Origin of the sequence: Povalibacter sp., from assembly GCF_036520495.1 — a bacterium.
Classification (GTDB): domain Bacteria; phylum Pseudomonadota; class Gammaproteobacteria; order Steroidobacterales; family Steroidobacteraceae; genus Steroidobacter.
The window spans coordinates 19747-42753 of the sequence record NZ_DATDJO010000016.1 but is presented as its reverse complement, the minus strand read 5'-3'; the positions used below and the strand labels follow the sequence as shown (position 1 = coordinate 42753).

The 23007-nt window shown below is 62.1% G+C and carries 19 protein-coding genes; 17 read left to right on the top strand and 2 right to left on the bottom strand.

Features of this window, described 5'->3' with window-relative positions; genetic code table 11:
* The first annotated feature begins 3 nt into the window (after window positions 1–3).
* The 10 genes from atpA to VIZ63_RS04945 all read left to right on the top strand — a co-directional run bounded on the left by atpA (window position 4) and on the right by VIZ63_RS04945 (window position 12221).
* Window positions 4–1545 (top strand): F0F1 ATP synthase subunit alpha, encoded by a 1542-nt coding sequence (gene atpA / locus VIZ63_RS04990; protein ID WP_331608423.1) that lies wholly within the window; start codon window positions 4–6, stop codon window positions 1543–1545.
* Between the two features lie 108 nt (window positions 1546–1653).
* Window positions 1654–2523, top strand: a complete 870-nt coding sequence (gene atpG, locus VIZ63_RS04985) for a F0F1 ATP synthase subunit gamma (RefSeq protein WP_331608422.1) — start codon at window positions 1654–1656, stop codon at window positions 2521–2523.
* 172 nt (window positions 2524–2695) lie between these two features.
* Window positions 2696–4114, top strand: coding sequence for a F0F1 ATP synthase subunit beta (gene atpD, locus VIZ63_RS04980; RefSeq protein ID WP_331608421.1), 1419 nt, complete (start codon window positions 2696–2698; stop codon window positions 4112–4114).
* Window positions 4115–4152: 38 nt separating this feature from the next.
* On the top strand, window positions 4153–4572 hold the full coding sequence (locus tag VIZ63_RS04975) for a F0F1 ATP synthase subunit epsilon (RefSeq protein WP_331608420.1): 420 nt from the start codon (window positions 4153–4155) through the stop codon (window positions 4570–4572).
* Window positions 4573–4744: 172 nt separating this feature from the next.
* Window positions 4745–6109, top strand: a complete 1365-nt coding sequence (glmU, locus tag VIZ63_RS04970; RefSeq protein WP_331608419.1) for a bifunctional UDP-N-acetylglucosamine diphosphorylase/glucosamine-1-phosphate N-acetyltransferase GlmU — start codon at window positions 4745–4747, stop codon at window positions 6107–6109.
* A gap of 148 nt (window positions 6110–6257) precedes the next feature.
* Entirely contained in the window at window positions 6258–8093 is a 1836-nt protein-coding gene (gene glmS / locus VIZ63_RS04965; protein WP_331608418.1) for a glutamine--fructose-6-phosphate transaminase (isomerizing), read from the top strand.
* Window positions 8094–8197: 104 nt separating this feature from the next.
* Window positions 8198–8680, top strand: coding sequence for a peptidylprolyl isomerase (gene slyD / locus VIZ63_RS04960; RefSeq protein ID WP_331608417.1), 483 nt, complete (start codon window positions 8198–8200; stop codon window positions 8678–8680).
* Between the two features lie 217 nt (window positions 8681–8897).
* Window positions 8898–9182, top strand: coding sequence for a DUF2934 domain-containing protein (locus tag VIZ63_RS04955; protein WP_331608416.1), 285 nt, complete (start codon window positions 8898–8900; stop codon window positions 9180–9182).
* A gap of 82 nt (window positions 9183–9264) precedes the next feature.
* Window positions 9265–9693: a CBS domain-containing protein gene (locus VIZ63_RS04950; protein ID WP_331608415.1), complete on the top strand. Its 429-nt coding sequence runs from the start codon at window positions 9265–9267 to the stop codon at window positions 9691–9693.
* A gap of 173 nt (window positions 9694–9866) precedes the next feature.
* Entirely contained in the window at window positions 9867–12221 is a 2355-nt protein-coding gene (locus tag VIZ63_RS04945) for a TonB-dependent receptor (RefSeq protein WP_331608414.1), read from the top strand.
* A gap of 48 nt (window positions 12222–12269) precedes the next feature.
* Here the strand turns inward: VIZ63_RS04945 and leuA are convergent, their stop codons facing one another.
* Window positions 12270–13967: a 2-isopropylmalate synthase gene (leuA, locus tag VIZ63_RS04940; RefSeq protein ID WP_331608413.1), complete on the bottom strand. Its 1698-nt coding sequence runs from the start codon at window positions 13965–13967 to the stop codon at window positions 12270–12272.
* Window positions 13968–14376: 409 nt separating this feature from the next.
* Here leuA and VIZ63_RS04935 point away from each other — a divergent pair, with 409 nt between their 5' ends.
* Window positions 14377–14913: a hypothetical protein gene (locus VIZ63_RS04935; protein ID WP_331608412.1), complete on the top strand. Its 537-nt coding sequence runs from the start codon at window positions 14377–14379 to the stop codon at window positions 14911–14913.
* Here VIZ63_RS04935 and cysQ read toward each other — a convergent pair whose 3' ends face one another.
* Window positions 14914–15729: a 3'(2'),5'-bisphosphate nucleotidase CysQ gene (gene cysQ / locus VIZ63_RS04930; protein ID WP_331608411.1), complete on the bottom strand. Its 816-nt coding sequence runs from the start codon at window positions 15727–15729 to the stop codon at window positions 14914–14916.
* 395 nt (window positions 15730–16124) lie between these two features.
* Between cysQ and VIZ63_RS04925 the strand changes: the two genes are divergently transcribed.
* The 6 genes from VIZ63_RS04925 (at window position 16125) to VIZ63_RS04900 (ending at window position 23003) form a co-directional block, all read left to right on the top strand.
* On the top strand, window positions 16125–17567 hold the full coding sequence (locus VIZ63_RS04925; protein WP_331608410.1) for an efflux transporter outer membrane subunit: 1443 nt from the start codon (window positions 16125–16127) through the stop codon (window positions 17565–17567).
* Between the two features lie 5 nt (window positions 17568–17572).
* Window positions 17573–18994 carry an efflux RND transporter periplasmic adaptor subunit gene (locus VIZ63_RS04920; protein WP_331608409.1) on the top strand — a complete coding sequence of 474 codons (1422 nt, stop codon included), beginning with the start codon at window positions 17573–17575 and terminating at the stop codon, window positions 18992–18994.
* A complete protein-coding gene (locus tag VIZ63_RS04915) occupies window positions 18991–19719 on the top strand; it encodes an ABC transporter ATP-binding protein (RefSeq protein WP_331608408.1) in 729 nt (242 codons plus the stop codon). The genes VIZ63_RS04920 and VIZ63_RS04915 overlap by 4 nt, the downstream gene beginning before the upstream one ends.
* 143 nt (window positions 19720–19862) lie before the next feature.
* Entirely contained in the window at window positions 19863–21074 is a 1212-nt protein-coding gene (locus tag VIZ63_RS04910; RefSeq protein ID WP_331608407.1) for an ABC transporter permease, read from the top strand.
* A gap of 111 nt (window positions 21075–21185) precedes the next feature.
* Window positions 21186–21998 carry a phosphatase PAP2 family protein gene (locus VIZ63_RS04905; protein ID WP_331608406.1) on the top strand — a complete coding sequence of 271 codons (813 nt, stop codon included), beginning with the start codon at window positions 21186–21188 and terminating at the stop codon, window positions 21996–21998.
* Window positions 21999–22238: 240 nt separating this feature from the next.
* Complete coding sequence (locus VIZ63_RS04900; RefSeq protein WP_331608405.1) at window positions 22239–23003, top strand: hypothetical protein; 765 nt, start codon at window positions 22239–22241, stop codon at window positions 23001–23003.
* Window positions 23004–23007: the final 4 nt, after the last annotated feature.

The window sequence follows — 23007 nt, the reverse complement described above, 5'->3', positions numbered from 1 at the left end:
GCAATGTCCATCAAGGCATCTGAAATCAGCGACCTGATCAAGGCTCGCATCGAGAAGTTCGCGAGCGCGACCGAAGAGCGCAACGTCGGCACCGTCGTCACGGTGACGGACGGTATCGTGCGCATTCACGGTCTCGCCGATGCGAAATACGGCGAAATGCTCGAATTTCCCGGCGGCAGCTTCGGCCTGGCGCTGAACCTCGAGCAGGATTCGGTCGGCGCGGTGGTGCTGGGCGAATACAAGCACATCGCCGAAGGCGCCACGGTGAAGACCACCGGTCGCATCCTCGAAGTGCCCGTGGGCGAAGCCCTGCTGGGTCGCGTCGTCGACTCACTCGGTATCCCGATCGACGGCAAGGGCCCGATCGCGACCACCCAGAAGGCGCCGATCGAGCGTGTTGCGCCGGGCGTGGTGTTCCGCAAGTCGGTCAGCCAGCCGGTGCAGACCGGTTACAAGGCCGTCGATGCGATGGTCCCCGTTGGCCGCGGCCAGCGCGAACTGATCATCGGCGACCGTCAGACCGGCAAGACCGCGATGGCGATCGACACGATCATCAACCAGAAGAACAGCGGCATCAAGTGCATCTACGTCGCGATCGGCCAGAAGCAGTCATCCATCGCCAACGTCGTGCGCAAGCTCGAGGAACACGATGCGATGAAGCACACGATCATCGTGGCCGCTTCCGCGTCGACGCCGGCTTCGCTGCAGTACCTCGCGCCGTACGCGGGCTGCACGATGGGCGAGTACTTCATGGACCAGGGCGAAGACGCGCTGATCATCTATGACGATCTCACCAAGCAGGCCTGGGCCTATCGCCAGATCTCGCTGCTGCTGCGTCGCCCGCCGGGCCGCGAAGCGTATCCCGGCGACGTGTTCTACCTGCACTCGCGTCTGCTCGAGCGTTCCGCTCGCGTCAACGAAGAGTATGTGGAGAAGAAGACCAACGGCCGCGTGAAGGGCAAGACCGGCTCGCTCACGGGCCTGCCGATCATCGAAACCCAGGCGGGTGACGTGACGGCATTCGTGCCGACCAACGTGATCTCGATCACCGACGGTCAGATCTTCCTCGAAGGCGATCTGTTCAACGCCGGTATCCGTCCTGCGATGAACGCCGGTATCTCGGTGTCGCGCGTCGGTGGCGCCGCACAGACCGGCATCATCAAGAAGCTCGGCGGCGGTATCCGTCTCGCCCTCGCGCAGTACCGCGAACTCGCGGCCTTCTCGCAGTTCGCCTCCGATCTCGATCAGGCGACCCGCAGCCAGCTCGAACGCGGTCAGCGCACGACCGAGCTCATGAAGCAGAAGCAGTACGCGCCGATGTCGGTCGCCGAAATGGCCCTGTCGCTGTACGCCGTGAACAACGGCTTCCTCGACAAGGTGGACCTGAAGAAGGTCGGCGCCTTCGAAGTCGCACTGCAGGCATTCGCCAAGACCAACTACAAAGAGTTGATCGACGGCATCAACGCCAAGCCGGAACTGAGCAAGGAAGTCGACGCGAGCTTGAGGAAGCTCTGCGAAGAGTTCGTGGCGACGGGAACGTACTGAGAAATGGCCGATCGGCCGACAGGCCAACTGGCAAACCGGCCAGATGAAGCAGCTCCTTCCAGTTTGCCGGTAAGCCAGTTAGCCAGTTAGCCCTGAGCGAAGCGACCCATGCCCAGCATCAAAGAAATCCGCGTCAAGATTGCGAGCTTCAAAAGCACGCAGAAGATCACCAAGGCCATGAAAATGGTCGCGGCGAGCAAGATGCGTCGTGCGCAGGAGCGCATGAGCGCGACGCGCCCGTACGCGGAGAAAATCCGCCGGGTGATTGGTCACCTGCGCCACGCGAACCCTGATTACAAGCATCCGTTCATGATCGAGCGGCCGGCCAAGGCCGTCGGCTTCATCATCATCAGCACGGATCGCGGCTTGTGCGGTGGCCTCAACGTCAACCTGTTCAAGACCACACTCGCGGCGATGCGCGACTGGCAGAAGCAGGGTGTGGATGTGTCGGCGTGTCTGATCGGCGCGAAGGCGGTGAACTTCTTCCGCCGCTTAAGCAATGTGAAGACGCTCGCGACCGTCACGCATCTCGGCGATCGTCCGCACGTTGCGGACCTGATCGGTACAGTGAAAGTCATGCTCGACCTGTATCACGAAGGCAAGCTCGATCGCCTGTACGTCGTGAACAACGTACTCGTGAACACCATGACGCAGAAGCCGACCGTGCATCAGCTGTTGCCGGTGGTCACTGAGGGAACCGACGAGAGCAAGCTGCAGAAGCTGTGGGATTACATCTACGAGCCGTCGGCCAGCGAACTGCTGGACGGCGTGCTGATGCGCTACATCGAATCGCAGGTTTATCAGGGCGCCGTCGAGAACGTCGCCTGTGAAATGGCCGCCCGCATGGTCGCCATGCAGAGCGCCACCGACAACGCCGGCAAACTGATCGAAGAGCTGCAGTTGATTTACAACAAGGCTCGTCAGGCTGCGATCACCAAAGAGATCAGTGAAATCGTGGGTGGCGCGGCGGCGGTTTGATACCGGCCGACCGGTCGACCGGCTCGAGAAAGACAGAGTGCCTTGACGCGCAGGCGGCAAGGTCGAATGCAGAATTGAATTGAAGTTGTTAGCTTAGTTTGAGGCATGCGCTCACTTGCTTCTGGCCAGATTGGCCAGCAGAGCAGTGAGCCAGTTAGCCCGAGGACCCGACATGTCTACCGGCAAGATTGTGCAGATCATCGGCGCTGTCATCGACGTGGAATTCCCACGCGAGAGCATCCCGAAAGTATATGAAGCGCTGAAGCTCGAAGAGGGCGGCCTGACGCTCGAAGTGCAGCAGCAGCTGGGCGATGGCGTCGTGCGTACGATCGCCATGGGCGTATCCGAAGGTCTGCAGCGTGGCCTCAAGGTCAAGGCTACGGGCGCTCCGATCTCCGTGCCGGTCGGCAAGGGCACCCTCGGTCGTATCATGGACGTGCTGGGCGATCCGCAGGACGAACGCGGTCCGGTGCTGACCGAGACAACCTGGCCGATTCACCGTGCGGCTCCGGCGTACGACGAACAGGCCGGTGGCCAGGATCTTCTCGAAACGGGCATCAAGGTCGTCGACCTGCTCGTGCCGTTTGCCAAGGGCGGCAAGATCGGTCTGTTCGGCGGTGCCGGCGTGGGCAAGACCGTCACGATGCTCGAGCTGATCAACAACATCGCGAAGGCGCACGCGGGTCTGTCCGTGTTCGCCGGCGTCGGTGAACGTACTCGCGAAGGCAACGATTTCTATCACGAGATGTCGGAAGCCGGCGTCATCAACCTGCAGAACCTGCCGGAATCGAAGGTGGCGATGGTGTACGGCCAGATGAACGAGCCGCCGGGCAACCGCCTGCGCGTCGCGCTCACAGGCCTCACGATGGCCGAATACTTCCGCGACGAAAAGAACGAGCAGGGCAAGGGCCGCGACGTGCTCCTGTTCATCGACAACATCTACCGCTACACGCTGGCCGGCACCGAAGTGTCCGCGCTGCTCGGCCGTATGCCGTCGGCCGTGGGTTACCAGCCGACGCTGGCTGAGGAAATGGGCGTGCTGCAGGAACGCATCACCTCGACCAAGACCGGTTCGATCACGTCGATCCAGGCCGTGTACGTGCCTGCCGACGACTTGACCGATCCGTCGCCGGCAACGACCTTCGCGCACTTGGACGCGACCGTCGTGTTGGATCGTCAGATCGCGGCGCTGGGTATCTTCCCGGCCGTGAACCCGCTCGATTCCACCAGCCGCCAGCTCGATCCGCTGGTCATCGGTGAAGAACACTACAACGTCGCTCGTGGCGTGCAGGCCGTGCTGCAGCGTTACAAGGAACTGCAGGACATCATCGCGATCCTGGGCATGGACGAGCTGTCGGAAGAGGACAAGCTCACAGTGTCCCGCGCCCGCAAGATCCAGCGCTTCCTGTCGCAGCCGTTCCACGTTGCCGAAGTGTTCACCGGCAACCCCGGCAAGCTGGTTCCGCTCAAGGAAACGATCCGCAGCTTCAAGGCCATCCTCGAAGGCGAGTACGACGCACTGCCGGAGCAGGCGTTCTACATGGTCGGCACCATCGAAGAAGCGGTCGAGAAGGCGAAAACGCTGCAGTAATGCAGCGACGAGCTGTCAGTCGCTAGTCAGGAAGAGATATGGCCACAATTCACGTCGACATCGTCAGCGCCGAAGGCGAGATCTTCTCGGGCGAGGCCTCGATGGTGTTCGCGCCGGCCGTCATGGGCGAGATCGGCATTGCGCCGCGTCACGCACCGCTGCTGACGACGCTCAAGCCGGGCGAAGTCCGTGTGCAGACACCGGATGGCGGCGAGCAGTTCTTCTACGTCTCGGGCGGTGCGATCGAAATTCAGCCACATGTCGTGACGGTCCTTGCGGACACGGCGGTGCGTGCGAAGGATCTCGATGAAGCAGCCGCCCTCAGCGCCAAACAGGCTGCTGAGGAAGCCCTGCGCAATCGTGGCGACACGATCGACAGCGCCAAGGCGCAGGCCGAGCTGCTGCGCGCCGCGGCTCAGCTGAAGATGCTGGAGAAGCTGCGGAAGATAAAGCAGTGAGATTTGGCCAACGGGCTCACCGGCTCACCGGCTGACCGGCCTGAAAAATGCGAAAAGTGCGCCCTGCGGGGCGCATTTTTTTTAGATCCGACCGTTGCCCCCGTAATACCCTCGCAGCCATTCTCACCAGTTAGCCAGTTAGCCAGTTAGCCAGTTAGCCAGAAGGCCACCCATGCCCCTCTCCATCGTCATTCTTGCCGCCGGTCAGGGCAAGCGGATGAAGTCCGACCTGCCGAAGGTGTTGCAGCCGTTGGCCGGTCAGCCGCTGTTGTCGCACGTGCTGGCTACGGCAAAGTCGCTTGGTGCGGATTCGATCCATGTCGTGTATGGGCATGGCGGTGATCAGGTTCGCGAGCGTCTGGTGGACGAGCCCGTGAACTGGGTGCTGCAGGCAGAACAGCTGGGTACTGGCCACGCCGTTGCGCAGGCAATGCCGCACATACCGGACGATCACCAGGTCCTGATCCTCTATGGCGACGTGCCGTTGATCCGCAAATCGTCGTTGGAACAATTGCTGGAACGCAGCGGCGAGAAGTCGCTGGGCCTGCTGACCGTCGTTCTGTCCGATCCGACCGGCTACGGTCGTGTCGTGCGTGATGGTGCCGGCAGTGTGGTGCGTATCGTCGAGCAAAAGGACGCGAATACGAAGGAACGCGCCATCAAAGAAGGCAACACCGGACTGATGGCGATGCCGGCGGGTTCGCTGCGCAAATGGCTCGCTGCGCTCAAGAACGACAACTCGCAAGGCGAGTACTACCTTACCGACGTCATTGTCATGGCCGTGCGCGATGGCGCAAAGATCGGTGCGGTCGTTGCGCCGACGGAAACCGAGGTACTGGGTGTCAACGACAAGGTGCAACTGGCGCAGCTGGAAACAACGCTGCGTCTGGAACGCGCTACGCAACTCATGTTGCAAGGCGTCACCATCGTTGATCCGGCCCGCATCGACATACGGGGCACGGTCACTGTGGGCCGCGATGTCTTCATTGACGCCAACGTGACGCTCGTCGGAGATGTGCATCTCGGCGATCGGGCGCACATCGGGCCCAACAGCTATCTGAAGGACTGTCGCATCGGCGCCGATACGCAGATCCATCCGAACTGCGTGATCGATCGGGCGGTCATCGGTCCACGCAATTCGATCGGGCCGTTCGCGCGTCTGCGCCCGGACGCCGTGCTTCATGAAGACGTCCATATCGGCAATTTCGTCGAAGTAAAAAAGAGTGAAATCGGCGCAGGCAGCAAGGCCAATCACCTGACCTATCTCGGTGATGCCACGGTCGGTCGGAAGGTCAATGTCGGCGCCGGCACCGTGACCGTAAATTACGACGGCGCGAACAAGCACCGGACCGAGATCGGCGATGGCGCCTTCATCGGATCGGGCTCGATGCTGGTGGCGCCGGTAAAAATCGGTGCCAATGCCAACACCGGCGCCGGTTCGACAGTGACCAGGGACGCACCGGAAGGCAAGCTCACCCTGGCGCGTGCCCGTCAGGTCACCATCGAAGGCTGGCAGCGGCCGCAGAAGAAAAACTAGCTCGCAGATCGGAAAGCTCCGGACCGACCTTGCAAGGCGTGCGATATCTCCCATTAACCGGCCGATTTGCTGGGTAGAATCAGGAGCCAGAGTGGCATGGCCGCTCTGACCTCCGGTCACAAGCCCACAGTTCAGGAACCCCAGCTTCATGTGCGGAATCGTCGGCGCCATCGCTGATCGCAACATCGTCCCGATCCTGATCGAGGGGCTGCGACGACTGGAATATCGTGGCTACGATTCCGCCGGCATTGCGGTGTTGAATGCCGATGGTCATCTGCGTCGCCTGCGCACGGTCGGCAAGGTGAAGATGCTGCAGGACGCCATTGCCGAGACGCCGACCGACGGTCTGCTGGGCATCGCTCACACGCGCTGGGCCACGCATGGCGTGCCTTCCGAACGCAACGCACACCCGCACATTTCGCGCGACGGCATCGCCATCGTGCACAACGGCATCATCGAGAATCACGAAGAGCTGCGCGAAGAGCTGACGAAACTCGGCTATGTATTTACATCCGAGACCGATACCGAAGTCATCGCGCATCGCATTCATCATCACAAGCAGAAGCTGGGCGATATTTTTCGCGCCGTGCGCGCGACGGTCGCCGAACTCGAAGGCGCCTATGCGCTCGCTGTCGTGTCCGAAGACAGTCCAGACCAGATCATCCTCGCTCGCGCCGGCTGTCCCGTCGTGATCGGCGTCGGCGAGAACGAGAATTTTGTCGCTTCCGATGTCTCGGCGTTGTTGCCGGTCACGCGCAAGTTCATCTTCCTCGAGGAGGGCGACGTCGCGGAAATTCGCCGCCAGGGCGTGCGTGTGCTCGACAGCGAAGGCAACACCGCACAGCGACCGATCCGCGAAAGCTCGCTGTCGGCCGATGCCGCGGAGAAGGGCGACTATCCGCACTTCATGCTCAAGGAAATTTTCGAACAACCGCGCGCTATCGCCCAGACGCTCGAAGAGCGCGTGGCGGGCGGCAAGTTGCTCGAAGCCGCCTTCGGTCCGCTGGCTTCCGAGGTATTCCGTCGTACCGAAGCGGTCCAGATCATTGCCTGCGGCACGAGCTTTCATGCCGGCGCAGTGGCGAAGTACTACATCGAACAGATCGCGCGCCTGCCTTGCTGGGTCGAAATCGCCAGCGAATATCGCTACCGCAATCCGGTGGTGCCGAAGAACACTTTGTTCGTCACGATCTCGCAGTCCGGTGAAACTGCCGACACGCTGGCCGCGCTGCGGATGGCGAAGCAGTCGGGGTATCTGTCGACGTTATCCATATGCAACGTACCGGAGAGCTCGCTCGTCCGTGAATCGGAACTCGTGCTGCTGACGCGCGCGGGCCCGGAGATCGGTGTGGCGTCCACCAAGGCCTTTACGACGCAGCTCGTCGGCCTGGGCATGCTCGTCATCGCGCTCGCAAAGTTCAACGGCACAGACAGCGAGCGCGAGCGAGGACTCGTGCAGCGCCTGATCGAGATTCCCGGACTCATCGAGAAGACCCTGCACCTCGAGCCCATCATCAAGGAACTCGCGAAGCGCTTCGCCGATAAGCATCACGCGTTGTTCCTGGGCCGGGGCCAGATGCACCCGATCGCGATGGAAGGTGCGCTCAAGCTGAAGGAAATCTCTTACATTCATGCCGAAGCCTATGCAGCCGGTGAGCTGAAGCATGGGCCGCTGGCGCTCGTCGATGCCGATATGCCGGTCATCGCAGTGGCGCCGAATAACGACTTGCTCGAGAAACTCAAATCCAATCTGCAGGAAGTGCGCGCTCGCGGCGGTGAGCTGTATGTATTTGCCGATCCGGATTCAGGGATGCAGTCGTCGGAAGGCGTCACCGTGATCACGATGCCGAAGCACGTGAGTCACTTCCAGGCCTCCGCGGTCTACAGCGTGCCGCTGCAGTTGCTTGCCTATCATTGCGCCATCCTGCGCGGCACCGACGTCGATCAGCCGCGCAATCTGGCCAAGTCGGTGACCGTGGAATAGTCCGCAGTCCCTTTGCGCGGCACCGACAATTTTGTTGTCGCGGCCATGCCACCTAAGTTGGCATAATCGCCGCTCATTTCTTCTTCCGATAGATTGCGCTCATCATGCAAGTCACCCAGAACGCCGTCGTTTCCATCCACTACACCCTGACGAACGACAAGGGCGAGACGCTCGATTCGTCGGCCGGAGGGGAGCCCCTTACCTACCTGCACGGCAACGGCAATCTCATTCCGGGGTTGGAAAGCCAGCTCGAAGGCAAGCAGGCTGGCGACAAGCTGCAGGCAAAAGTCGCGGCTGTCGACGCCTACGGCGAGCACGACAAATCGCTCATCCAGAAGGTGCCGCGCCGTTCGTTTCGCGGTGTCGCCGACGTGAATGTGGGCATGCAGTTCCAGGTCCAGTCGAATACGGGTCCGCGCATGGTCACGGTGACGCAGGTGCAGGGCGACATGGTCACGATCGACGGCAATCATGCGCTGGCTGGCCAGGATCTGACGTTCGATGTCGAGATCACCGAGGTGCGTGAAGCGAGTGAAGAAGAAATCGCGCACGGCCACGTGCACGGTCCGGGTGGCCATCATCACTGAGAGCGCCTGACTGTCCGGCGGAGTCGCACCGCGGGTGTGCGTTCGCCGCGGTGCGGCGCACTCCGAACAATCATCGCCACGCTGGGCGCAGCGCACTCAACCCGGCGCAAGTCGATCTACATCGACATTTTCCCTTCGTGCGGGCTGCCTGAAATTGTGAGACCGACTGGCACAGTCCGTGCTTGTCGTGACCGACATCCCGATCGCCGGAGGCACCATGCACACATCCCCTCCCACCGAACCGGCCGCGAAGGCACCACGCTCCAGGGCCAAGACCAAGACTGCGGCGGTTGCCACGAAGCCGGGTCGCTCGCGCAAGAAAGCGCTCCCGGCCGCTGAAGTCGACGTGATCGCCCTGCACCCGACGCCAGAAGAAATGGCCGGCATGATTGCGACGGCGGCCTACTTCATTGCTGCAGAGCGCCATTTCGCGGTGGGCCGCGAACTCGACGACTGGTTGGAAGCCGAGCGGCGGGTACAGGCGCTGTTCGCCGCCTCTTAGATTCGCCGCCCGCACTCTGCGGGTTGCCGAGATTGAACTCGCCACCCGATCCAGCCAATCCTTCGGCACGGAGGGGTAGCACATGCTGCGAGTTACGTACCTGCTGGCGCTGAAGGGCAAGGATGTCTGGTCCATCGACCCGGACTCTCCTGTCCTGGAAGCTATCGAGATCATGGCGGATCGCGGCATCGGGGCCTTGCCGGTCATTCGCGACGGCAAGCTTCTCGGGATCGTGTCGGAACGGGATTACGCCCGCAAAGTCATCCTCAAGCATCGTTCCAGCGCCGACACTCCCGTGCGCGACATCATGACGACACCGGTCACGACCATTGGTCCGGACGAAGCGGTGCACAACTGCATGGAAGTCATGACTCAGCAACGCATCCGGCATCTGCCGGTGGTGGAGCGTGGCGCCGTGGTCGGCATGATCTCCATCGGCGATCTGGTGAAGGCGGTCATCGAAGAACAGCAGCAGACCATCGATCAGCTCGAGCGGTATATCGTCAGCTGACCGCCGTTGCCTTGTCATCGCGTTGTCTCGTCATCGCCATGAGTTATTCTGATGCATTGCGGTAAAAGGTGCTGACGACTGCAATTTTATTGACACATTGTCAGGCACCCATACAATAATCAGACGTTGCCCTTCAGTGGCAATGCATAAACAGAATCAGCAGGGGGCTTGTGATGAAGGAACAGTCTCGTCCCGTCGCTTCTCTTCGGCTGGCCGCCGCCATTGGATCGAATGCCGTTGTAGTCGCTGCCGCGCTGATGTCCGGCACGCCCACGGTATTCGCGGCTGAATCCACAGCCGCAGCCGCTCTCGAAGAAATCGTTGTCACCGCCCGTCGTCGCGAAGAATCATTGCAGGAAACTCCGATCGCAATATCGGCGTTCACCGCGGCGGCGTTGGAGCGTCAACAGATCGTCAGCACGGACGATCTCGATCAGGTTGCACCGAACCTGCAATTCGCAAGCTACGGACCACTGACAGGCAATAATTCGGCCGCTCAGGTTTACATCCGTGGTATCGGTCAGAGCGACGGCTCGTCCGGTGTGGATCCCGGTGTGGGTTTGTATATCGATGAGGTCTACATGGGCCGCTCCGTCGGCGGCGTCATGGACTTTCGCGATATCGCCAACGTGCAGGTGCTGCGCGGACCGCAGGGCACGCTGTTCGGTCGCAACACCATCGGCGGCGCGGTACTGCTCACCACCACTCTGCCGGGCGACGAGTTTGGGGGCACGGTGCGCGTAGGCGTGGGTGATGACAATCTGCGCGAAGGGTTCGCCGCAGTCGATCTGCCGATGACAGACGCGCTTGCAGCCCGTGTCTCCGTAGGAGCGCGCCAGCGGGACGGCTATGTCACGCGAATCTTCGACGGCATGGATCTGGGCGACGAAGACAGTTATACGGTGCAGTCATCGCTGCGTTGGCTCGCGTCCGATGCGTTTTCGCTGACCTTGCGTGGGGATTACACCAAGGAGGACGAGAACGGTTCGCCCTTCGTATTCGAAACCATCAACGGTCGCCAGGCTTTCCCGGCGGCCATCAGTCGCGGCTCAGGTTGTCCCGGCGCCACCTTCCCGCCGCCTTTCGTACCGCAGAATGTCGTCGATTCGCGCTGTGCCAATGACGCCACGTGGCGGCTCGGTGAATTCACCAATGGCGGCAATGCGCCGGCGGAAAGCAGCACCGAGAACTGGGGTCTGTCGGCCGTGATGAATTGGAAGTTGAATGACGCGTTCACTCTCAAATCCATCACTGCCTACCGCGAGCTTTCCTGGAGCGGCAGCCGCGATGCTGACAACACCGGCTTGCTGGTGTTGCACACCGATTATGTCAGCGACGGCGATCAGTGGAGTCAGGAGTTCCAGGCGCTGGTGGACAGCGGCCCCCTCAAAGGCGTCGTCGGGCTGTTCTACTTCGAAGAATCCGTCGACGATTTCCTGCAGGTGCCATTCGCGGCACCACCGCCGCTGGTCGCATCGGGCGCCATTCCCGGTTCCCGGGACTATCAGCGGGCACTCGTCGACAACGACAATTGGGCGGCGTTCACACAATGGACGTATGACTTCACGAGTTCGCTGAGCCTGACGGCCGGGGCGCGCTACACGGAAGAAACCAAGGGCATCGATATCACTTCGTTCACGACGACGCCGCTGACTGCGCCGACCGTGATTCCCACGACGCTCAACACTCCTGGCGTTGCAGGTCCCGGGCTCAATATCATTCCCGAGCCGTTCAAGAACAAGTACCAGTCCACGACCGGCTCCGCGAGCCTGCAGTACCGCTGGAACGACGCGATCATGACGTACGTGAGCTGGTCGCAAGGCTTCAAGAGCGGTGGATTCAACCAGCGCTACAACCTTGCACCTCCGGACAATCTGCCGGTCGCGTTCGATGAGGAAACTGCGGAAACCTGGGAGATCGGTTTCAAGTCGGAATTCGGCGGCAATATCCGCATCAACGCAGCCGTGTTCTCGACCGACTACGATGACATGCAGCTCACGTACCGGCTCGGCATCGTGCCGCTGCTGTTCAATGCGGGCAAGTCGTCGATCGAGGGCGGCGAAGTGGAATTCACCTTCGCTCCGGGAAATCTGATCATCGAGGGCAGCGTCGGCTATCTCGACAATAAGTTCGAGGAGATCGCCATCGTGCCGGGAACCACGCAGACCGTCGGTCCCGACAACCGGCTTCCCTTCACGCCGGAGTGGCAGGCCAATGTCGGCATCGGCTACGACATCCCGATCGGCGAGGCGACGCTGACGCCGCGAGTCAACGTGTCCTACACGGCCGAGCAGTATTTCGATGCAGCCAACTCGGTCGAAGTCGCGCAGCTGGACGATGTGACGCTACTGAATGCGCTGGTCACGCTCCAGCTGAAGTCCTGGAAATTCCGCGGCGGCGTCAACAACGTGACCGACGAGCTGTATCGGGTGGCGGGCAACTCGTCGTACAGCACGTCCGCAGGGTATGCGGAAGTCATCTACTCGCGCCCGCGCAACTGGTTCCTGTCCGCGAGCTACGATTTCTGACGAGAACGAGGTTGGCGATCGAGACAGCTCGATCGCCAACCGCTGACATCAACCGCCGGCCGTGGCGACGGGCATCGCATCGTCCAGCAGGTTGCGCTGCAAGGCACGATTCACGGCGCTCAGGATCGCGAGCAGCGACGCCGTGACGATGTTTTCGTGAATGCCGACGCCGAACAGGGTCGTGCGTACCGGCGTCGTGATCTCAACGCAGGACATGGCGCGCGCATTGCTTCCCGTGCCGATGGAGTGTTCTTCGAACGACAGCACATCGAAGCGGAAGCCGAGCGCATCCACCAGCGCATCGATCGGTCCATTGCCCTCGCCATTGAGCAGCGCGCCCTGGCCATGACAGCGCAGCTTCATCGACAGCTTCTGGATCTCGGGATGATCCTTGGTGGTCGCGAGCTGATGCGATACGTAGCTGTAGACGCCCTTCTGTTCGAGGTACTCGCTCTTGAACAGATCCCAGATCTGTTCCGACATCAGTTCCTTGCCCGTTGCATCGGTCACGGACTGAACGACCTGGCTGAACTCGATCTGCAGACGTCGCGGCATCGCCACGCCGTAGTCGCGTTCCATCAGGTATGCAATGCCGCCTTTGCCCGACTGGCTGTTCACGCGAATCACTGACTCGTAAGTGCGGCCGAGATCGCGCGGATCGATCGGCAGGTACGGCACCTCCCAGATATCGACTTCCCTGCGGGCCGCGAAGCCCTTCTTGATCGCATCCTGATGGGATCCCGAGAATGCGGTGAACACCAGGTCGCCGACATACGGATGACGCGGATGGATGGGCAACTGGTTGCATTGCTCGACACAGCGCGCCGCTTCATTGATGTTCGAGAAATCGAGTCCGGGATGAACGCCCTGCGTGTAGAGATTCATCGCCAGCGTCACGACGTCGACATTGCCGGTGCGTTCGCCATTGCCGAACAACGTGCCCTCGACGCGATCAGCGCCGGCCATGACGGCCAGCTCCGCAGCGGCGACTGCGGTGCCGCGATCGTTGTGCGGATGTACCGACAACACGATCGAGTCGCGATTGGCGATACGGCGGCCGAACCATTCGATCTGATCGGCGTACACATTCGGCGTGGCCATCTCGACGGTAGCCGGCAGATTCAGGATTACCTTGTGCTGCGGCGTGGGCTGCCAGACGGCAGTGACCGCGTTGCAGATCTCCACGGCGAAGTCGAGTTCGGTGCCGGTGAAGCTCTCCGGGCTGTACTCGAAGAACCAGTCCGTATTCGGCTGCTTGAGCGCCTGATCGCGCACGCACTGGGCGCCCTGGACGGCGATATCGACGATGCCCGCGCGCTCCAGGCCGAACACGACGCGGCGTTGTACAGTGGACGTGGAGTTGTAGAGGTGAACGATTGCGCGCCTGGCGCCACGCAAGGCTTCGAACGAGCGTTCAATCAGTTCGGGACGCGCCTGAGTCAACACCTGAATCGTCACGTCGTCGGGAATCAGGTTGCGATCGATGAGTTCGCGAACGAAGTCGAAGTCCGTCTGCGATGCCGCCGGAAAGCCGACTTCGATTTCCTTGAATCCGGTCTTGATGAGCAGATCGAACATGCGGCGCTTGCGGGCCGCGTCCATGGGCTCGATCAGCGCCTGGTTGCCGTCACGCAGATCGACGCTGCACCATAGCGGCGGCGAGGTAACGACCTTGTTGGGCCAGGTGCGATCCTGAATATCGATCGGCGCGAACGAGCGATATTTGGCGGATGGATCCTTCAACATGCTTACGATTCCTGTGATTGGGCTGTCGGCGGCACGGCGGGTGAACGGCAGAACAACCGAAACGAGAAACTTGGATTTTTTGACAGCGCCGGGAGGCGGGCGCCGGATACAGGAGTTTTGCGTCTAGCGACGCAGGTGCAGGCGCGCACGCAGCAGCAGGCCGCCACGAAGGGGCAGGGCCGAATTTTGCTGGTGAATGCGCATGGCTTGGAATCTAGCAGCAGTTCCGCGCCTATTGCAAGGCGCAAAGTTGCATAAATCCGCCTGAATGTTGCTGATTTGCGGGCGCTCTTGCCGGAACCTGCCGGGCTTAGGCCGGATTGAGAATAGAAATAGTCACCGATTATTCAGGGCCCATGCGATGAATCTGACCGCACTTGCTCCGATGAGCCGGCGAATCAGCCTACGAATGGTGCGGTTGACTGGCGTTGCCCTACTGCTGGTCGGGGGTTGGGCTCAGGCGCAGATCGTCGATTTTCAAATCGTCTGGGTCGTCGTCGGTGATGTGGCCACGTCGGCCGGCGATCGGCCTGTCCAGGCCGGCAAGCATCTGTTCATGGCGAACCATCTCGCCGACCTATCCCTGAAGCAGGTCAGGATCGCCCGGGTCGACGCCGACCCTACCGTCACGGCAATCAAGCTCGGCGAGCGTTTCTGTCTGAGTTCACTGCGGATCAGCGCTGCCGGAGCCGATGGCTCCATGATCAAGCGTGCGCCCTTATCGGTCAGCGTACGGCAGGATCATCGCGATACCCTGAAACTCGAATACCGCGACCGCGATATCTGCATGCGGCCCAGCGCGGCCGGCGAATACCCGGTGAGATTTGCCAGCCTGCTTCCCGCGTCCGACGGGTCCATGCGCGGCGCGCAGATTTTCCTGCGCGTGGCTGACCCCGCGGTAAGCGGCGGCGAGGCTGAACCGACCGAACCTGCGCCAAAGCTCTGATCAGGCGATGGACCTGAGCACACCCACCCAGTCGCGAGTGCGATCGCCGAACACCAGGAAGTGCGGGTTCAGCAAACTGTCCCTGGTGTTGTAGCGCAGCGGCTGACCCTGCAGGTCCACGACTGCGCCACCAGCAGCGTCGACGACGGCGTGCGCCGCTGCCGTATCCCATTCACTGGTCGGGCCGAAGCGGGGATAGAAATCGGCACTGCCTTCTGCGACGAAACAGAACTTGAGCGAACTGCCGACGCTGAGCAGCGTATGAGCGCCCAGCTTGTCGAGGTACGCCTCCAGCGGACCGACGCTCGCATGCGAACGACTGCCGACGACACGCAACGGCGTCGCCGCCGGGGTCCGCACCGCGATTCGCACCGGCGAACTCTCGCCTGACTGGAGAAATGCGCCTGCGCCGCGTGCGCCCGAAAACGTCGAGTTCTTCACCGGCACGTGCACCACACCCAGCACCGGCTCATGATCCTCGATGAGCGCGATGTTCACCGTGAACTCGCCATTGCGCGAGATGAATTCCCTGGTCCCGTCGAGCGGATCGACCAGCCAGTAGCGACGCCACTGACTGCGGACGTCGAAGCCGATGTCGCTCGCTTCTTCCGAGAGCACCGGCGTATCCGGGGTCAGTGCGGCGAGACCTTGCATGATCACCGCGTGGGCGCGCAGATCGGCCTGTGTCAGCGGCGAGCTGTCCTTCTTGCTCTCGACATCGATGGGCTGTCGATAGACGTCGAGAATCTCGTCGCCCGCGTTGCGCGCGATCCGGGAAATTTCAGCAAGGAGCGTCGACACGGTGGATGTACTCATAGGCTTGAAAGATCGTCAGCGGGACGCAGCATACCGGCATGAACTGTGATCGAAAATCAGACGGCAGCCTTCGTCGGGAAGGCTGCAGACGCAGCAGGAGACGGCCGGCGGCAGGTTCAGCGACGATCGGGCGCATGACTGCGCAGTTCGTGAGTGTCATTGTGGCAAGCATTCTTTCCAGGTCTGGCCCTCCTGCGTCAGCCATCCTGCGCAACGCGGGCCGTCGCCTGCCATAGGCAAAGCTCGGCGAGATGACTGGAAATTCACGTAATTTCAGGAACCTGCACTTTTACGATCGGTAACACTTCGTCGCAAACGGTCCAGGATGACTTGGTCATCATGCCGCGGCATTCCGCGAGGACTGTGACCGTGCCGCCACCCGGGAAGGAACATCGTTGGATTTTCTGAACTCCAGAATCGGTAGAAACATAGGTTGCCTGTCGCTGACGTGCTGGCTGACGGCGTGTGCCGTCGGGCCGGACTATCGCGCTCCGGACATGGCGGTTCCCGATGAGTGGCATTCGCAGCCACAGACTGGCGTGCGAACGGACAACGTTGAAGCCCCTTTGCTGGCCAGCTGGTGGACGGTGCTCGACGACCCCACACTGAATCAACTCATCGACCAGGCGCTCGCCGAGAACCGGACCGTCAAGCAGGCTCAGGCCCGGGTCGTCGAAGCGCGTGCGCGACGTGCCATTTCCGGCGCGTCCTTCTGGCCGGCCGTCGGTGCGTCTGCGGGCGGCAGTCGTTCGGATTCCGACGTCTCCGGTGATCGGGAAACCTGGGACGGCGGCGTCGATGCGAGCTGGGAAATCGATCTGTTCGGCGGCCAGCGCCGCGCCTTCGAGTCGTCGACGGCACAGCTCGCCGCTGTCGATGCCGATCTGCGCGACGTGCTGGTGTCGCTGCTCGGTGAAGTCGCATTGGCCTACGTCGATGTGCGCACCTCGCAATCGCGACTCTCGTATGCCGAGCGCAATCTGGAATCGCAACGCGAAGTGGTCGACATCACTACGTGGCGCGCAGACGCCGGCCTGGCCACAGTGCTCGACGTCGAGCAGGCCAAGAGCAGTTATTCGACGACGCTCGCCGCCTTGCCATCGCTTGATTCAGCGCTCGAAGCCGGCAAGAACCGACTCGCCGTACTGACGGGTCAGACACCGGGCTCCCTCGAACAGATCCTCGCCGAGCGCAAACCGATTCCCGTGGCGCCGGCCGAGGTGGTGTCGAGCGTCCCGGCCGATGTGATGCGCCGCCGGCCCGATATTCGCGCGGCCGAACGACGCCTTGCCGCGCAGACGGCGCAGGTTGGCGTGGCGACGGCCGAGTTGTATCCGAGGCTCTCGCTCAGCGGCTCCATCGGCGTCACGGCCGCCGTGGCGAGCGATCTGTTCTCGGGTGGACTCGAGGCCACCCGTTACGGCCTGTCCCTGAGCATGCCAATCTTCAGCGCAGGCGCGCTGCGCCAGAACATCAAGGCCACCAATGCGCAGGTGGACCAGGCGCTCGCCACGTACGAGGCCACGGTGCTCGCCGCCTACGAAGAAGTCGAAAACTCCTTGACGCAGTGGGTCAACGAACAGCGCCGTCACGCCGCGCTGATCGATTCCGCCGGAAGCGCGAGACTGGCGAGCGAACTTGCACTCATGCAGTACAACTCGGGGTTGGTGGATTTCCAGACCGTGCTGACGGCCGACCGGCAGCTGATCTCCGCGGAGGACGCGCTGGCCGTGAGCGACGGCGAAATGACCTCCAATCTGATTCGACTCTACAAGGCACTCGGCGGCGGCTGGTCGGTCTTTCCGCCGCCGGCGACCGCCTCCAACGAAGCACCCTGAACATCATGGATACAGTTACGACCAACAACGACGTCGCGCAGACGCTGCAGTACGGCACGCGTCCACGGCAGCCCTGGCAGCGCTGGCTCAAATGGATCATCGCCGCGTTCGTGGTGCTGCTCATCGGCTACTACTTGCTGAATCGTGGCGGCTCGCGTCAGCCATACTACGTCACGCAGGAAGTCACCCAGGGCGATCTCACTGTCACGGTAACGGCTACGGGCAACCTCGAGCCGCGCAACCAGGTCGACATCGGCGTCGAACTGTCGGGCACCGTGCGTGCCGTCAACGTCGATGTGAACGACGTCGTCAAGAAAGGCGAGCTGCTCGCCGTGCTCGATACGACGCGACTCAATGCGCAGGTGCTGCAGGCACGCAGCTCACTGGCCTCGGCAGAAGCCCGCGTGCTGCAGGCCAATGCCGGCGAAAAGCAGTCGACGGCGAACTATCAGCGCCTGCTCAAGGTCCGTGAGCTCAGCAACAACAAGATTCCTTCGCAGCAGGATCTCGACGTGGCCGAAGCGTCGGTCGCGCAATCCAAGGGTGAGTTGGCCGCAGCGAAAGCTTCCGTCGAGCAGGCCAAAGCCAGTCTCGAAACCGTGCTGACCGATCTGTCCAAGGCCGAGATCCGCTCGCCCATCAATGGAGTGGTGCTGGTGCGTTCCGTGGAGCCGGGTCAGACGGTCGCCTCGTCCCTGCAGGCGCCGGTGCTGTTCACGCTCGCCGAAGATCTGAGGAAAATGGAGCTGCACGTAGCGGTCGATGAAGCCGACGTCGGCGCCGTGGAAAACGGCCAGAGCGCGACCTTCACCGTCGATGCGTTTCCCAATCGACGTTTTTCCGCGCATATCACGCAGGTGCATTTCGCGTCCAACAACACGCAGAAGAGTTCGTCCTCGACGAGCAGCGGCGCGTCGAGCGCGACGTCCACGGGTGTGGTGACGTATGAAACCGTCCTGGAAGTCGACAACAGCGAGTTGCTGCTGCGCCCCGGCATGACCGCGACGGCGGAGATCGTCACGACCAATATTCCCGACGCCGTCCTCATTCCCAATGCGGCCCTACGCTTCACTCCCGAGGACGCAGACGCTACCGGCGCAGCGCCAGCGCAGCGCAGCGCCCTGACGGCCATCATTCCGCAGATGCCGCGTCGCATGGGTGGTTCAGGGGGTCAACAACAGGGTGCCAATCGTCGTGTGGGACGCGCCTGGATCCTCGAGAACGGCAAGCCGGCGATGGTCATGTTCCGGACCGGCCCGACGGACGGGCGCATGACACAGGTGCTGCAGTTACCCGATACGCCGGACGATGCGCAACGCATGAGCAACATGCCGCCAGAAGTCGCCGAGCGTATGAAGCAGGCACGCGCACGCAAGCTGGAACCTGGCAGCGCCGTCATCGTCGATGCCGAACTACCGAAGTCATGACCGGCATGCCTGAAGCGCCGCAACCCATCATCGACCTCTCGCAGGTCACCAAGGTCTATGGCCATGGCGAAGGCGAGGTGCGCGCGCTGCGCGGCATCGACTTGCGCATCCACGCTGGCGAGTTCGTGGCCGTGATGGGACCGAGCGGCGGTGGCAAATCGACGTGTATGAATATCCTGGGCTGTCTCGACACGCCGACCAGCGGCAACTACCGGTTTCTCGGCGTGCCGGTCGGCACCATGACCGCCGATCAGCGGGCGCTGCTCCGACGCAACTACCTTGGCTTCGTGTTCCAGGGATTCAACCTGCTGAGCCGCACCAGCGCCCTCGAGAATGTCGAACTGCCGCTGGTGTATCGACACGTGTCGAAGGAAGAGCGTCATGAGCGAGCACGCAAGGCGCTGCGCGAAGTGGGTCTGAGCGGACGTGAGACGCACGTTCCGAGCGAGCTGTCTGGCGGCCAGCAGCAGCGCGTCGCGATCGCACGTGCGATCGTTTCGGAACCGCGAGTACTCTTCGCCGACGAGCCGACGGGCAACCTCGACACGGCCACCAGCGTCGAAATCATGAAAGTCCTGACTGTGCTCAACGAGGAGCGCGGCATCACCATTGCGATGGTGACGCACGAACCGGATATCGCGGCGTGGACCCGGCGCATAGTGCGGTTTCGCGACGGTTCGATCGAAAGCGACGAGCAGAATCGGCCGGTGCGCAGCACCGTCTGAGTTGATAGTGGATAGTTGAGAGCGACGCGGAGTGATTGAATGAGATCGATGACGTCCAGCCTTCCTCAGGTGTTGCGATTCGAACCGCGGTGCCGACGGTCTTTCGCTATCCACTTTCAACCCGCCACTATCAACTGGCTTCCATGTTCCTGAACGCCATCATCCTCGCCCTGCGCGAAATCCGCCGCAACGTGCTGCGGTCTTCGCTGACCATACTCGGCATCGTCATCGGCGTTGCGGCGGTGATCACCATGGTCACGATCGGCGAGGGCGCCACGGCGCAGGTGCAGGCCGACATCAGCAAGCTTGGCACGAACCTGTTGCAGGTCTTTCGCGGCCAGGGATTCGGCGGTCCCGGGGGCGCACGGGTCGCAGCGCCGCCCTTCGAACTTGCCGACGTGCAGGCGATCGAGAACCAGATTTCCGGAGTCGCGGCAGTTGCGCCTTCATCGAACAGCAGTGCGCAGGCGATCTACGGCAACAACAACTGGCAGACGCAGGTGACCGGCACCACCGACAAATTCCTTCAGGTGCGCGACTGGGCGCTCGCCGCGGGTCGCAACTTCTCGGAATCGGAGCTGCGCGCCGGCGCCGCTGTCTGCATCATCGGCAATACCGTGCGCCGCGAGCTGTTCGAGAATCAGGATCCGATCGGCGCCACGATCCGTCTCGGCAAACTCTCGTGCAATGTCATCGGCCTGCTGGAGACGAAAGGGCAGTCGGGCTTCGGTCAGGATCAGGACGATCTGGTGGTGATTCCATTGCGTACGCTGCAACGGCGCATGGCCGGCAACTCCGATGTGGGTGCCATTCTCGTGTCGGCGCGCGACGGCGTGTCGACGGAGAAGGTGCAGAAGGACCTCGAGAACCTGCTGCGCGAGCGCCGCAAGGTCCGCGCCGGTACGAGCGACAATTTCAATGTTCGCGATCTGAAGGAAGTCGCCAGCACCTTCACCAGTTCGACGCGTGTGTTGACGGCGTTGCTTGGTGCGGTCGCCGCCGTCAGCCTCATCGTCGGCGGCGTCGGCATCATGAACATCATGCTGGTCTCGGTCACTGAGCGCACGCGTGAGATCGGCACGCGGCTCGCCGTCGGTGCGATGGCGCGCGACGTGCTGCTGCAGTTCCTGGTCGAAGCCGTAGTGCTCGCCGCACTCGGCGGTCTGATTGGCATCGTCCTCGGACTTACGGCCGGCGCACTCGCCACCAATGCCTTCAATGTACCGTTCGTGCTGAATCCCTCGATCGTGATTCTTTCATTCACGTTCTCGGCGGCGGTGGGCATCGTTTTCGGTTACTTCCCGGCCCGACGCGCTGCGCAGCTCGATCCGATCGAAGCGTTGCGGCACGAGTAGCCTGGCCAGAAGGGACAGGGGCCGCGAAAGACCGATTCCCTTGCGGTCACGGTCTTGTGGTTCCGCTGAAGCCGAGAACGACGCCGCGGGCCGGTTGTAGAATCCTGTCCAATGAACCGCTCAACCTGCGTCTCACGAGCCTCATTCGTACTACTGTGTTGCAGCATCACCGGCTGCGCCACGCTTCCCAATGGCCGCGACTGGGGCGAAGACGCGACCATCGCCCCCGGCTGGGATCGCGTACGCAGTGCCGCGACCATTGCCGCGAAAGATCCCTGGGTCTGGGCGCCGCTCGTCGGTGCCGCGGTCTTCCAGATCGATGACTGGGATCGGCGCACCTCCGATTGGGCACGCGACCATACGCCGGTCTTTGGCTCACAACGCAATGCCGAGAACTGGAGTGACGATCTGCGCAATGCCTCGGCGCTCGCTCACTACATTACGATCGCGGCGACTCCGAGTGGACCGGACGCTGGCGATTGGCTCGTCAACAAGGCCAAGGGAACGCTGGTCGGCATCGCGGCGGTGAGTTCCACGGTGCTGGTCACCAACGGCCTGAAGGATGTCGCCGATCGCGAGCGACCGAACGGTGACGACAGTGCGAGCTTCCCGTCCGGGCACACCTCGGCCTCGGCCGTGCATACGCGCCTGGCGTCGCGCAATCTGCAATCCATCGACATGAGCGACGGCTGGCGCGGCGCCGCCGACGCCGGGCTGACAGCGCTCACGCTCGGCACGTCCTGGGCACGCATCGAAGCGGGCTGGCACTATCCGTCCGACACGCTGGTCGGTATGGCGATCGGCAACTTCCTTGCCTCATTCTTCAACGACGCATTCCTGGGACTTGAACAGGGCAGCGGCACATCGCTGGCCATGCAGGCCGCCGACGGCGGCGCGACGTTGCAGTGGCGGTTGCGGTTCTAGCACTTGCAGTGGCATCAGCGGAGAAAGAATCGAAGATTTCCACGGGGGACACGGGGGGACACGGGGAAGGAAACACCAAGAATGCGATTCTTCCACCCCGTGTCTCCCCGTGTACCTCGTGGAGAGTCCCTTTCTGTGACGTCGAATCGAAAGTCCCACTGCCAATTTTCGCGCTGGCCTCATTTCCGTTTGCGGGCGTAAGCTCGAGCGCTATCAGCACTGCAGCTTCCCGGGATACGCATGAGCCGCTCCGCACAGTTCATTCGCGATTTTGTCGTGGCGCTGGATCTGCCCGATCTCGGGCCGCAGTTCGAAAGTGCCGCGCCGCCTGCGCTGCCGCAGTTCACGGATCATCAGGAAGTCGTCACGGTGGGGGCGCAACTGGCGGAGTTCAGCCCGTCCGTCGCAACCGAGCTGCGCCCGCTGATCGCCAATTCCATGCTGCTCGCGCAGCTCGCAGCCAACAAGGCCAACGCCCAGGCGGGTTCGGTGTTCGACTGGCATCGCAAGTATCGCGATGTGCTGAGCAACATCGGTTGGACGGTCCACGCCAGCGAAGAACAGGTCCAGGAAGTGAACAACCGGAATCTCGGCGTGCACAAGGCGATCATTCCGGTGCTGACCGCCATGCTGGGGCCGGCCGCTGCAGCCACGTCGCTGGTCGTGTCGGTGTTGCAGGGTCTGAATGAAATGGATGCGCAGACGCCGTGGATCACGCTGTTCGATCAGTCGAGCCAGCACGCCAGCGGCGCGAAGTTCCAGATCAGCTATATCGATGCCGACGCACACGGGCAGCCGGTCATTTCGCTGCTGGCCTGTAGCGTCACTGCGGAGAAATCGATCACGCAGGTGCTGTTCTTCAAGTTCTCGAACCAGAAGGCCGAGCTGCGCAAGAGCACGGCGGCACTTGCGACTACGGCGGAGCGCCTGAAGGCGGACAAGGATGTGATCGCCGGACGTGTGCAGAGCTTCGTCAGCGACTATGTGAAGAACATCGAGATCTGAGGCG

What these genes read in the sequence shown, in the direction of transcription:
- atpA (WP_331608423.1), top strand. Translation starts at nt 4, where the DNA reads ATGTCCATCAAGGCATCTGAAATCAGCGACCTGATCAAGGCTCGCATC.
- atpG (WP_331608422.1), top strand. Translation starts at nt 1,654, where the DNA reads ATGCCCAGCATCAAAGAAATCCGCGTCAAGATTGCGAGCTTCAAAAGC.
- atpD (WP_331608421.1), top strand. Translation starts at nt 2,696, where the DNA reads ATGTCTACCGGCAAGATTGTGCAGATCATCGGCGCTGTCATCGACGTG.
- VIZ63_RS04975 (WP_331608420.1), top strand. Translation starts at nt 4,153, where the DNA reads ATGGCCACAATTCACGTCGACATCGTCAGCGCCGAAGGCGAGATCTTC.
- glmU (WP_331608419.1), top strand. Translation starts at nt 4,745, where the DNA reads ATGCCCCTCTCCATCGTCATTCTTGCCGCCGGTCAGGGCAAGCGGATG.
- glmS (WP_331608418.1), top strand. Translation starts at nt 6,258, where the DNA reads ATGTGCGGAATCGTCGGCGCCATCGCTGATCGCAACATCGTCCCGATC.
- slyD (WP_331608417.1), top strand. Translation starts at nt 8,198, where the DNA reads ATGCAAGTCACCCAGAACGCCGTCGTTTCCATCCACTACACCCTGACG.
- VIZ63_RS04955 (WP_331608416.1), top strand. Translation starts at nt 8,898, where the DNA reads ATGCACACATCCCCTCCCACCGAACCGGCCGCGAAGGCACCACGCTCC.
- VIZ63_RS04950 (WP_331608415.1), top strand. Translation starts at nt 9,265, where the DNA reads ATGCTGCGAGTTACGTACCTGCTGGCGCTGAAGGGCAAGGATGTCTGG.
- VIZ63_RS04945 (WP_331608414.1), top strand. Translation starts at nt 9,867, where the DNA reads ATGAAGGAACAGTCTCGTCCCGTCGCTTCTCTTCGGCTGGCCGCCGCC.
- leuA (WP_331608413.1), bottom strand. Translation starts at nt 13,967, where the DNA reads ATGTTGAAGGATCCATCCGCCAAATATCGCTCGTTCGCGCCGATCGAT.
- VIZ63_RS04935 (WP_331608412.1), top strand. Translation starts at nt 14,377, where the DNA reads ATGGTGCGGTTGACTGGCGTTGCCCTACTGCTGGTCGGGGGTTGGGCT.
- cysQ (WP_331608411.1), bottom strand. Translation starts at nt 15,729, where the DNA reads ATGAGTACATCCACCGTGTCGACGCTCCTTGCTGAAATTTCCCGGATC.
- VIZ63_RS04920 (WP_331608409.1), top strand. Translation starts at nt 17,573, where the DNA reads ATGGATACAGTTACGACCAACAACGACGTCGCGCAGACGCTGCAGTAC.
- VIZ63_RS04915 (WP_331608408.1), top strand. Translation starts at nt 18,991, where the DNA reads ATGACCGGCATGCCTGAAGCGCCGCAACCCATCATCGACCTCTCGCAG.
- VIZ63_RS04910 (WP_331608407.1), top strand. Translation starts at nt 19,863, where the DNA reads ATGTTCCTGAACGCCATCATCCTCGCCCTGCGCGAAATCCGCCGCAAC.
- VIZ63_RS04905 (WP_331608406.1), top strand. Translation starts at nt 21,186, where the DNA reads ATGAACCGCTCAACCTGCGTCTCACGAGCCTCATTCGTACTACTGTGT.
- VIZ63_RS04900 (WP_331608405.1), top strand. Translation starts at nt 22,239, where the DNA reads ATGAGCCGCTCCGCACAGTTCATTCGCGATTTTGTCGTGGCGCTGGAT.